Origin of the sequence: Kitasatospora humi, assembly GCF_020907985.1 — a bacterium.
GTDB classification, from domain to species: Bacteria; Actinomycetota; Actinomycetes; order Streptomycetales; family Streptomycetaceae; genus Kitasatospora; species Kitasatospora humi.
The window spans coordinates 146,944-158,288 of sequence record NZ_JAJJPA010000014.1; the positions used below are offsets into that span (position 1 = coordinate 146,944).

Genomic DNA, 11,345 nt, shown 5'->3' on the forward strand with positions numbered 1-11,345 from the left:
GCGCTGTCTACGATGGAGCCCATGCCGAACAGTCCTGTCGCATCTGTGACCCCTCGCCGAGACCAGATCCGCAGGGAGGCCGCACGGCTCTTCGCCGCCCGGGGTTTCCTGGGCGTCGGCGTGGACGAGATCGGCAAGGCGGTCGGCATCAGCGGCCCCGGTCTGTACCGGCACTTCTCCGGCAAGGACGCGATGCTCGCCGATCTGTTGATCGGCATCAGCGAGCGCTTGCTTGACGAGGGCCGCCGCCGTTCGGCCACTGCGGCGGATCCGGCGGCCGCGCTGGACGCGCTGATCAGCGGCCATGTCGACTTCGCGTTGGACGACTCCGACCTGATCATCCTGCATGACCGCGAGTTGCTTCACCTGAAGGAGGAGGACCGGCGCCAGGTGCGCCGCCTGCAGCGCGAGTACGTCGAGCTGTGGGTCGCCACCGTGCGGGCCGCATTCCCCGCGCTCGCCGCACCCGCCGCTGGGTCGGCCGCACGGGCCGCCGTGCACGCCGTCTTCGGGCTGCTCAACTCGACTCCGCATAGCCTGGGCGTTCGCCCCCCGGCCCCGGCCCCGGCCCCGGTCCCGGCCCCGGCCCCGGTCCCGGCCCCGGGTCAGGTCCCGGGCCCGGCTGCGATCTCGACGTCGACCCCGGGTTCGACGTCGGCCGACCGGGACGGTGGCGGCCGGATCGACCTGCTGCCGCGTGGCGAAATGGCGACCCTGCTGCACCGACTGGCCCAAGGCGCGTTCACAGCCGCAGCCCGTCCCGACGGCGGGCGAGCCGAGTAGCCCGGGAAGCCGGGCGAGCCGAGTGGGCCCGGGCAGCCGGCGAGTCCGAGGGATTCGGGAGCGAGCGAGAGCCGGCGAACCGGGCTGCCCACCCAAGTCGGTCGGTCGAGCGACGCGCTCACGACCCCGCCGGTCGGTTGGGTTGCCGGCCCGAACCGCCCGAAGCACCCGGACCGCCCGGACCGCCCGAACCGCCCGAAGCACCCGAAGCACCCGGACCGCCCGAACGGGCCGTCCCGCAGGCCAGGGACCGCTCCTTCGGTCCTAGGACGAGCGCCCGGGCGCACCCCCGTCCGGCGACCGGTGCGCCCTTGTGCACCAGAGCGCAAGGCTGAACGGGAAGGAAAGCCGGCCCGGAGCTGTTGATCCAGCCGGCCCAACACCCATCGCAGCGCTCGTTCGTCGGCCCCGAAAACATCGTGGACGACCGCCTCAGGAAATGGTTAGTATCCCTAAATATGCCTGACACTCACGGCTCCACTGGGGAGACATCCACAGCGTCGGACACCACCGCCGCAAGGCAGACCCCCACACCGTCCACCGAAGCCGACAGCAGTCCCGCGCACCAGGGCTGGCTGCGCCGGCTGAACGAGTACTGCTGGCGCTACCGCCGCAACTTCCTGCTGTCCTTCGGCGCCTCGCTCGCCGGGATGGCGGTGACGGCGCTCGTTCCGCTGATCGTCAAGCTGATCATCGATGACGTCATCACCACCCACAAGCGCTCGCTCGGCCCCTGGGCCGTCGCGCTGGTCGTCGCCGCGCTGCTGGTCTTCCTCTTCACCCAGGTGCGCCGCTACTCCGCCGGCCAGCTCGCCCTCGACGTGCAGCAGGACCTGCGCACCGACCTGTTCCGGTCGCTGACCCGGCTCGACGGCGCCCGCCAGGACCGTCTGGACACCGGCCAGGTGGTCGGCCGGGCCACCTCCGACCTGCAGCTGGTGCTCGGCCTGCTCTCGATGCTGCCGATGATGACCGGCAACCTGCTGCTCTTCCTGATGTCGGTCGTGGTGATGTTCTGGCTCTCGCCGCTGCTCACCCTGATCGCCCTGGTGATGGCGCCTGCGCTGTGGTGGCTCGCCGACCGCAGCCGCAAGCGGCTCTTTCCTGCCACCTGGGCGGCGCAGCAGGAAGCGGCGGCCGTGGCCGGCGTGGTGGACGGCGCGATCGGCGGCGTCCGGGTGGTCAAGGGTTTCGGCCAGGAGGAGCAGGAGCTCGGCAAGCTGGAGCGTGCCTCCCGCGAGCTGTACGGTGCCCGGCTGCGCTCGATCCGCCTGAACAGCCGCTTCACCCCGGCCCTGCAGGCCGTGCCGGCGCTCGGCCAGGTCGCCGTGCTGGCGCTGGGCGGCTGGCTGGCGGTCCACCACTCGGTCACCCTGGGCACCTTCGTCGCCTTCTCCGCCTATGTGGCCCAGATGACCGGCCCGGTCCGCATGCTCACCATGGTGCTGACGGTCGGCCAGCAGGCGCGGGCCAGCGTGGAGCGGGTCTTCGAACTGGTCGACGAGCGCCCGGTGGTCCGGCAGGCCCCAGGCGCCCGGGAGCTGCGGCCGGTGCCGGGTGCCCCGGCGCTGGAGTTCGACCAGGTCGACTTCCGGTACCAGGCAGCCGACCAGCCCCGCACCGCCCTCGAGGACGCCGAAGGCGCGGCCGCACTCCCCGCCGTCCTGCGCGGCCTGTCGCTGAGCGTCGCCCCGGGCGAGACCCTGGCCCTGGTGGGCGCCTCGGGATCGGGCAAGTCGACCGTCGCCCAGCTGATCCCGCGGTTCTACGACCCGACCGCCGGCACGGTGCGGCTGCACGGCCAGGACCTGCGCGACCTGACCCTGGACGCGGTCCGCTCGGTGGTCGGCATCGTTCCGGAGGACAGCTTCCTGTTCTCCGACTCGGTCCGTGCCAACATCGCCTTCGGCCGCCCGACCGCCACCGATGAGGAGGTCGAGGCCGCCGCCCGCGCCGCCCAGGCCGACGAGTTCATCCGCGCACTGCCCGAGGGTTACCGGACCAAGGTGGGGGAGCAGGGCTTGACCCTCTCCGGTGGCCAGCGCCAGAGGATCGCGCTGGCTCGCGCGATCCTCTCCGACCCCCAGGTGCTGCTCCTGGACGACGCAACCTCGGCCGTCGATCCGCAGATCGAGGCCGAGATCCACCGGGCGCTGCACCAGGTGATGGCCGACCGAACCACCGTCCTGATCGCCCACCGCCGTTCCACCCTGCAGCTCGCCGATCGGATCGCCGTGCTGGACCGCGGCGGGCTGCTCGACATCGGCACCCATGAGGAGCTCGAGGAGCGCTGCCCCCAGTACCGCGCGCTGATCACCGACCCGGAGGCCGCTCCGGTGGCCCGCCCGGACGACGCCCCCGGCCCGGACGCGGCCCAGACGCCCGGGCGCGCTCCGGCCGCCGCGTCGCACGCCGGAACCGGCACCGGGACGGGCTCGGCCGATGCCGAACTGCTGGCCAAGGTCGCGGCGCTGCCTCCGGCGACCGACACCCCGGCCGTTCCGATCGCCGAGGCCGCCGCCGGCGACCCGGACTTCTCGCTGGCCCGCCTGCTGAAGCCGTTCCGCCCGGCCCTCGCGCTGGCCTTCATGCTGCTCGCGCTGGACGCCGCGGCCGGCCTGGTGCTGCCGATCCTGATCCGGCACGGCATCGACAACGGCGTCACCAAGGCCGCGATGTCCGGCGTCACCGCGGCCTCGGTGACCGCACTGGTCGTGGTGCTGCTCGATTGGCTGGTGCAGAGCATCGAGTCCAGGGTCAGCGGCCGGACCGGCGAGCGGGTGCTCTACACCCTCCGGCTGAAGATCTTCGCGCACCTCAACCGGCTCGGCCTGGACTACTACGAGCGCGAGCTGTCCGGCCGGATCATGACCCGGATGACCACGGATGTGGACGCGCTCAGCTCGTTCCTGCAGACCGGCGTGGTCACCGCGGTGGTCAGCCTGATCACCTTCTTCGGCATCTTCGTCGCCCTGCTGCTGATCGACGCCGGCCTGGCCCTCACCGTCTTCGCGGTGCTGCCGGTGCTGGCCGTCGCCACCGTGGTGTTCCGCCGCAAGTCCAAGACGCAGTACCAGAAGTCGCGCGAGCTGATCAGCGTGGTCAACGCCGACCTCCAGGAGAACGTCGCCGGGATGCGGATCGTGCAGGCGTTCCGGCGCGAGCACGACACCGTGGACCGGTTCGTCGAACGCTCCACCGAGTACCGCAACGCCCGCGCCCGGGCCCAGCTGTACATCTCGCTGTACTTCCCGTTCGTGCAGTTCCTGTCCAGCGTCGCCGCCGCCCTGGTGCTGATCGCAGGCGCCTCCAGGGTGCACGACCACACCCTGACGGTCGGTGCGCTGGTCGCCTACCTGCTCTACATCGACCTGTTCTTCGCCCCGGTCAACCAGCTCTCCCAGCTCTTCGACGGCTACCAGCAGGCCGCGGTGGGCCTGAGCCGGGTCCGCGAGCTGCTGCGCACCCCGACCAGCACCCCGCCGGCCACCGCGCCGGTGCCGGTCGAGCAACTGCGCGGCGAGATCGACTTCGACAACGTCACCTTCGCCTACAACGGCGGCGGCGAGGGCAATCCCGAGGTGCTGACCGGCATCGACCTGCGGATCCCGGCCGGCCAGACCGTCGCCCTGGTCGGCGAGACCGGCGCCGGCAAGTCCACCCTGATGAAGCTGGTCGCCCGGTTCTACGACGCCACCGGCGGCACGGTCCGGATCGACGGCACCGATGTGACCACGTTCGACATGACGGCCTACCGCCGCCGGCTCGGCGTGGTCCCGCAGGAGGCCTACCTGTTCGCCGGGACGGTGCGCGACGCGATCGCCTACGGCCGCCCCGAGGCAACCGACGCCGAGGTGATGGCGGCGGCGAAGGCGGTCGGCGCCCACGAGATGATCAGCGGCCTGCCCGGTGGCTACCATCACGAGGTGACCGGCCGCGGCCGCAACCTCTCCGCCGGCCAGCGCCAGCTGATCGCCCTGGCCCGCGCCGAGCTGGTCGACCCGGACATCCTGCTGCTCGACGAGGCGACCGCCGCCCTCGACCTCGCCACCGAGGCGGCCGTCAACCGTGCCTGGGACCTGCTGCGGGAGGGTCGCCCGAACCGGCCGCAGGGGCGCACCACCCTGGTGATCGCCCACCGCCTGACCACGGCGGAGCGCGCCGACCGCGTGGTGGTGCTCGACCACGGACGGGTGGTGGAGGACGGCACGCACACCGAGCTGTTGGCGGCCGACGGGGTGTACGCGCGACTCTGGCGGGCCTTCGTCGCCGACGGTCGGGTGCCCGCCGAAGTCGCCGTCTGACGGGTCGTTCGATTACGGACGGATCTCGCGGCGGTTTCGGCTCAGCGCCGACTCGGCCGACTTCCGGGGAGCGGGGCGCCATCTGGTACGCGGGTGGCGCCCCGACCTGGTAAACATGCGGGGCGACCGTGCGGGGAGAGCGGGGCGCGCTCCTGAATCCCCTGAGGTCGAGAGGCCCCGAGTCCATGTCCCCGCGCCTTCGCGTGGCGGGCCGCAGTACTGCGCACCACGCTCCCCGCCCGGCCGCCGTCACCAGCCTCCCGCTGATCGCCCTGTTCACGGTCGGCTCACTGCCCGGATACCTGGCCCCGGTCATCGTCAGCCGCCTGATCGGCCACTCCGGCCTGACGGCGGCTCAGGCCGGTGCCGTCGGCAGCGCCCTGCTGCTCGCCTCGGCCTGCGCGGGAATCGCCCTGGCCGGCCGGGTCGCCGCGCTCGGCGAGGGACGGCTGGCCCGGCTCGGCCTCGTCCTGCTGCTGCTCGGCGCCACGACGGCCGGCACCGCGCCACCCGGGCAGCCCCGGGTACTGATCACCGGCTGCCTGCTCGGCGGACTGGGCGCGGGCACCGCCGCCGCGGTCGCTGCCACCGGCATCGCCGCCGCGGTCGAGCCTCACCGCACCTCGGTGCGCGCCCTGCTCGCGACCTCCGGCACCGCCAGCCTCCTCTACCTACTGCTGCCCAGGCTCGGACAGGATCCCGCACTGCCGTTCCTGGCCCTGATGCTGCTCGGTGCGCTGGCCCTACCGCTGACCATGCGACTGCCCGCCCGCCCGTCCCGGCGCGCGACCGAACCGGCGCCGCCCCGCCTGCCGCGCCGCGGCGCCGGACTGGCGCTGGTGGCGAGCCTGGCGCTCTGGTCACTTGCGCAGAACGCGCTCTGGGCGGTGAGCGCGCAGATCGGACTGCACCAAGCCTGCCTGACGGAACGTCGGCTCGGCCTGGTGCTCGCCGTGGCCCTCGGCGGCGGGCTGCTCGGCGTACTGGCGGCCGACGCACTGGGCGACCGGGTGGGCGGGGCGCTCCCGGTCGGCGTCGGCACGGCGGCCATCGCGGCCTGTGTCACGGTGAGCGCGGTGACTCGTTCAGCCAGCGGCTTCGCCGGCGGCGAGGTGCTCTGGAACGGGCTCTACCCGCTGGTGCTCAGTTACCTGATCGGGGCCGCCGCCGCCCTCGACCCGGCCGGCCGGTGGACCGTGCTGGCCGGCTGCGCCTGTGCCCTCGGCCTGGCCGGCGGCCCACTGACCGGCGCCACCCTGACCGCCTGGGCCGGCTACCGATGGCTCGGCGCCGCCCTGGGTGCGGTGCTGCTGCTCACCGCGATCCCGCTCACCCTGGTCGCCCGCACCGCGGCCCGGGCCGCCGCGTCGCCGTCCGAGGGCACGAACCAGACGGGGCTGCCCGTCCAGCGGCCACCCGGCGAGCGGACGCCGCAGGGCTGAACGCCGGAGCTTCGGAGTCGGCTGGAGTCCTAGGTCGAGATCAGCGAGGAGATCAAGCCGGAGACCTCGGTGCCCCGCGGCAGGTCGCTGACCTGGCCGTCGCCGACCTCGACCACCATCCAGCCAGTGCCGTCGGCCAGTCGCGCCAGGTCGGTGGTGACGAAGCGGCAGCCGAGCGAGCGCACCAGCGAGCGGACCACCGTCAGGTCCGGTGCGGGGAGCACCTCGGGCGTGTCCGGGTGCGGCCCGGTCAGCACCGGCTCGCCGTCCACCCACCAGACCCGGGCCTCGGTCGTCCGCACCGGCCGGTCCGCGGTGTCCGAGCCGCGGGCACCGCCTTCGGCGGGTGCGAACGCGTGGAACCGCCGCAGCACCACCCCGCCGGCCAGGAACTCGCCCTGCAGCTCGACGAATCGGCTGACCACCCGGGTGAGCGCGCGAAGATCGGCGAGGTCCGGGATGAAGCAGGCCTCGTGCCACTCGTGCTTGCGCGACTTCACGTAGTCCTTGACGATGGCCGGCCCCTGCCCGCCCAGCCGGGCCGCGGCCTGCGCGAGTTCCTCCGTGCCGGCCGCGGCAGGCAGCCAGACGCTGTCCGGCGTGGCCCCCTCGAACGTGCTGTACCAGCCGGGCAGTTCATGGGCAGTGGCATAGGCGGCGGCGCTGGTCAGCAGTTGGCAGTCGCGCTCCGCGAGGGCCCGGACGAATTCCGCGTAGGCGGCCACCGGCAGCATCCAGCCCCGGTACCAGGCCGGCCCGGTGCCGACCGGCACCTGCCGCACCGCTGCCGCGGCCGCACCGGCGAGCAGCGCGTCATGGTCGACCAGCGCGGTCTCGCCGCCCAGCCCACGGACCAGTTGGGCCTCGTAGGAGTAGTGCGGGTCGACGCGCCGGGGGTTCAGCGGATCCTGCGGCAGCAGGATGGTCGGGGCTGGCATGGCCCACAGGGTAGCGGGGCAGCGGCTGCCGAACCGTCGGTTTGACCACGCTGCGCGGCAGGCGCGTCCGCCGATCGACGCGCCGGGGTGTGCACCAGGAGCTCGAGAGGGTGCTCTGATGGTGAGGAGGGCGCATCGGATGGGCGAGTCGACACCGGGAGCGCCCCACTGGCAAGCTGCTCGGATGCGAACTCCCCGTCAGGCCGCCAGGACCGTGGTGATCGACCCGGACGGCGCGGTCTTCCTGCTCCGCTCCGACAACGACGAGGTCGGCCCGCACTGGAACCCGCCCGGCGGTGGCCTCGACCCCGGCGAGACCCCCGAGGAGGGCGCCCGGCGCGAACTGCGCGAGGAGACCGGCTGGCACGACCTGGCTCCCGGTCCGCTGCTCTGCACCTGGGAGCACGACTTCACCCGGAAGGGCATCCCGGTCCGCCAAACGGAGCACGTCTACGTCACCCGAGGCCCCCACCGCGGTCCGGTCGGAGACGTCAGCGCGGCCCACGTCCGGGACCGGATCCTGGACTGGCGCTGGTGGACGCCCGCTGAGTTGGCCGACCCGGAGGCCGAACCGCTCTGGCCACCGGCCCTCGCCGAACTGGTCACCGCCGTCCAGGCCGCCTGGGCCGAAGGACGCGACGGAATCACCCCGGTGCACTACGGCTACGTCCCGAACCCGCCGCGCTGAAGGCCGCACCTGACTGAGGCAGGGTCAGTGACGCCGCCGGGCCGCGGGCCGCTCGGATACCACCTGCCACCCCCGGGGCCGCAGCTCCCGGTCGTGCAGGGCCTCGGTGTTCACCACGACGGTCAGTTCGGCCCCGGCCAGCTCCGCCAGGCTCAACCCGGTGGCGTCGAGCAGCAGCTCGGTCGACACCGAGATCGCGATCGACGGCCGCCAGGCGGGCAGCACCGCGAGGGTGGTGCCGCGGCGCACCTTGATCAGTTGCGCGCCGATCCGGCGGCGGGAATCCTCCGCGCGCGCCCCGCCCAACGGAACCGACGGACGGGGACTGCCGATCAGCACTCCCAGCGGGGCCTCCGACAGCGGCGCCGACTCCCCGGCCCCGCGGCCGGACGGCCCTTCCGGCTCGACCGGTACCGCTGGCGCCTGGGTCTCGGCCAGGGCCCAGCCGTGTCCTTCCCCGACGGCTGAGCTGCTCGGCGCGCCGGGACGGCCCGCGCGACGCGGCGGCAGCTGGCGCCGGACCCGCGGCCGGGGGCGCCCGCTGCGCGGTGTCCAGCCGTCGGGCGCCGCGTGCAGCGCCCGGGCGCCGTCCCGCTGGGCCGGCACCGAACCGTCCGGCGGCGCGCCCGGCGCCCGGCCGTCGTCCGCGGCACCGGCGAGCGCGAGCAAGTCCCGGACTTCGCTCACCGACTGATGACTGGCCACCGCCAGATCGGCCAGGTCCGCCCCCTGCTCGTACGCGGAGCGCAACCGTTCGGCAAGCCCGGCACGGAGGTTGGCCGTCGTCGTCACGCCTGCGTCCGGCCGTTCGACGGCACTCCGGGCAGCGGCCGCCGGCCCGGCAGCGGCGCCACCGGCCTGGGAGGACCCAGCCGGGGAGTCGTTGGCCGAACCGAAAACCGACGGTTCGTCAGATGGATCCGACCGGCGCGGTCCGTTCGGCGGGCAGACCCGGGGCAGCGCGGACTCCTCGGGAGCAGCACAGGGCTGATTCGGTGTGTCCATCGGTATGAACGACGAGCTCATCGGTAGGTCCTCCGCTGTACAGTCCGCCCGAATCCTGCCGTACCGGAGGGGGAACGTCCATGGTGCGACCGGGTCAACTGAACGGGCCGTCCTGCGGACCACTCCCGCCACGGCGCCGAACTGACCACCCATCAGCCGGCACGCCCGGTCCGCGGTCGTCCACACCCAGACATCAGATGCCCGCTGAGCGGTGAGAATAAGGTCGAACACCTGAACCGGCGCAAAGGACGACGCACATGGCCACCCCTTCCATCGCACCCGGGGGCCTCACCCGCCCGCGCCGGCTCGTCCCCGGCGACCGGGTCGCCGTGGTGGCACCCAGCGGCCCGATCGACTCCGGCCGCCTCGACGCCGGCTGTGCGCTGCTCCGGTCCTGGGGGCTGGAACCGGTGGTGGCTCCCCATGTCCTCGGCACCCACCCGCGGCTGCGCCACTTCTCCGGTACCGATGCCGAGCGCGCCGCCGACTTCCAGCAGGCCTGGCTCGACCCCGGCATATCCGCCGTGATCTGCGCCCGTGGCGGCTACGGCGCCCAGCGGGTCGTCGACCTGGTCGACTGGCCGGCGCTCGGTGCCGTGCCGCCCAAGGTGCTGATCGGGTTCAGTGATGTCACCGTGCTGCACGAGCAGGTGGCCCAGCGCCTCGGCCTCGTCTCGCTGTACGGAGCGATGGCCGCGTCCGCTTCCTTCGTCACCGACTCCGCCACCGCCGAACACCTGCGTCGCACCCTCTTCGAACCCGGGACGGTGCGGGTCCTGACCGGCCCGGAGGCCGGCCCGCTGGTCCCCGGCCGGGCCCACGGCGTGCTCGCCGGCGGCTGTGCGTCGGTGCTCGCCGCCGACTGCGGCGCGCCCAGCGCCCGCCCTTCCTTCGCGGGCGGTCTGCTGATCCTCGAGGACGTCAACGAGCACCCCTATCAGCTCGACCGGATCCTCACCCAGTTGATCCGATCGGGCGCGCTGGAGGGCGTGCGGGGAGTCGTCCTCGGCTCCTGGGAGGGGTGCGGGGCGCCGGACCGGGTGCGTGACGTGATCCTTGAGCGGCTCGGCCCGTTGGAGGTACCCGTCCTCTGGGAGCTCGGCTTCGGGCACGGTCCGTCCACCCTCACCGTGCCGCTCGGCCTGCCCGCCGTACTGGACGCCGATGCCGGCACCCTCACGCTGGACCTGCCGGCCCTTGCCTGAACAGCTGGATCGTTTCTGCTCACTGGACAATGGAGCGATGGAGAACGGTCGAACCGAACATCGCGATGAGGTCCAGCCGAGCGCACTGGTCGCCGAACTGCTCGGCAGGTTGGGCAGCCCCCGGTCCGGCGGGCGACTGCTGCTCGGCCTGACCGGTGCGCCCGGCGCGGGAAAGTCGACTCTCGCCCGCTACCTGGTCGACGGGGTCAACCGCGCGGCGGGCACCGGTACGGCCGCCTATGCACCGATGGACGGCTTCCACCTCTCCAATGGCCAACTGGACCGGCTCGGCCTGCGTAACCGCAAGGGCTCGCCGCCCAGCTTCGACGTCCGTGGCTATGTGGCCCTGCTCGGCAGGCTCGCCGGCGACCGGTTCCATGACATCTACGTTCCCGACTTCGACCGCGTCCTCGACGAGCCGGTGGCGGCTCGCCATCTGGTCACGCCCAGCACCCGGCTGGTCGTGACCGAGGGCAACTACCTCGCCGCCGACGCACCCGGCTGGACCGAGGTACGCGAGCTGCTGCACGAGGTCTGGTACCTGGATGCGGCCGACGACCTTCGTGCGGAGCGTCTGACCGCCCGTCACCTGGCCGGTGGCCGCGATCTCGCGCAGGCCCGCACCTGGGTACGGGCGAACGACCAGCCGAACGGCGAGTACGTGAAACTGAGCAGGCCACGCTGCACCCGCACTGTCCGGGTGGCCCGGTTTGCCCCAGCCGCTGAAGAGGAGTAGTGTTCTCTAGTCGCTCGGCTGGGAGCACCGGACACGTGTCTGCGCGGACGGTCCCGGAGCGGCCACTCCCTCGAAACACCCTTCAGCAGTCCCTCGCGGCTTTTCGTGCTGGCATGCCCTTTTACGGGCCCGCGCGGAGGCGCCTGTTCTGCTGTGCCGGTAATTCTGGGGAGTGAGGCCGGATTCGCTTTTCGGAGCGGGGCTGGGCTAAAGTTCAGCACGTCGGACGGGCCGTCAGGTCCGC

General features: G+C 73.0%; 8 protein-coding genes. 6 read left to right on the top strand and 2 right to left on the bottom strand.

Annotated elements, in window-relative coordinates:
* The first annotated feature begins 21 nt into the window (after positions 1-21).
* The 3 genes from LN042_RS16370 (at position 22) to LN042_RS16380 (ending at position 6,529) form a co-directional block, all read left to right on the top strand.
* A complete protein-coding gene (locus LN042_RS16370) occupies positions 22-783 on the top strand; it encodes a TetR/AcrR family transcriptional regulator (RefSeq protein WP_230051944.1) in 762 nt (253 codons plus the stop codon).
* A 458-nt stretch (positions 784-1,241) separates the two neighbouring features.
* Positions 1,242-5,087, top strand: a complete 3,846-nt coding sequence (locus tag LN042_RS16375) for an ABC transporter ATP-binding protein (RefSeq protein ID WP_230051945.1) — start codon at positions 1,242-1,244, stop codon at positions 5,085-5,087.
* A 185-nt stretch (positions 5,088-5,272) separates the two neighbouring features.
* Positions 5,273-6,529 (top strand): MFS transporter, encoded by a 1,257-nt coding sequence (locus LN042_RS16380; protein WP_230051946.1) that lies wholly within the window; start codon positions 5,273-5,275, stop codon positions 6,527-6,529.
* Between the two features lie 29 nt (positions 6,530-6,558).
* Here the strand turns inward: LN042_RS16380 and LN042_RS16385 are convergent, their stop codons facing one another.
* Positions 6,559-7,467, bottom strand: a complete 909-nt coding sequence (locus LN042_RS16385) for an ATP-grasp domain-containing protein (protein WP_230051947.1) — start codon at positions 7,465-7,467, stop codon at positions 6,559-6,561.
* 184 nt (positions 7,468-7,651) lie between these two features.
* Between LN042_RS16385 and LN042_RS16390 the strand changes: the two genes are divergently transcribed.
* Positions 7,652-8,155: an NUDIX hydrolase gene (locus tag LN042_RS16390; RefSeq protein WP_230051948.1), complete on the top strand. Its 504-nt coding sequence runs from the start codon at positions 7,652-7,654 to the stop codon at positions 8,153-8,155.
* 24 nt (positions 8,156-8,179) lie between these two features.
* On the opposite strand, the gene LN042_RS16395 is transcribed toward LN042_RS16390, so the two are convergent.
* Positions 8,180-8,947, bottom strand: coding sequence for a serine/threonine-protein kinase (locus LN042_RS16395; protein WP_230051949.1), 768 nt, complete (start codon positions 8,945-8,947; stop codon positions 8,180-8,182).
* Between the two features lie 470 nt (positions 8,948-9,417).
* On the opposite strand from LN042_RS16395, the gene LN042_RS16400 reads away from it, so the two are divergent.
* Positions 9,418-10,365 (top strand): S66 peptidase family protein, encoded by a 948-nt coding sequence (locus LN042_RS16400; RefSeq protein ID WP_230051950.1) that lies wholly within the window; start codon positions 9,418-9,420, stop codon positions 10,363-10,365.
* 37 nt (positions 10,366-10,402) lie between these two features.
* Positions 10,403-11,101, top strand: a complete 699-nt coding sequence (locus LN042_RS16405; RefSeq protein WP_230051951.1) for a nucleoside/nucleotide kinase family protein — start codon at positions 10,403-10,405, stop codon at positions 11,099-11,101.
* Positions 11,102-11,345: the final 244 nt, after the last annotated feature.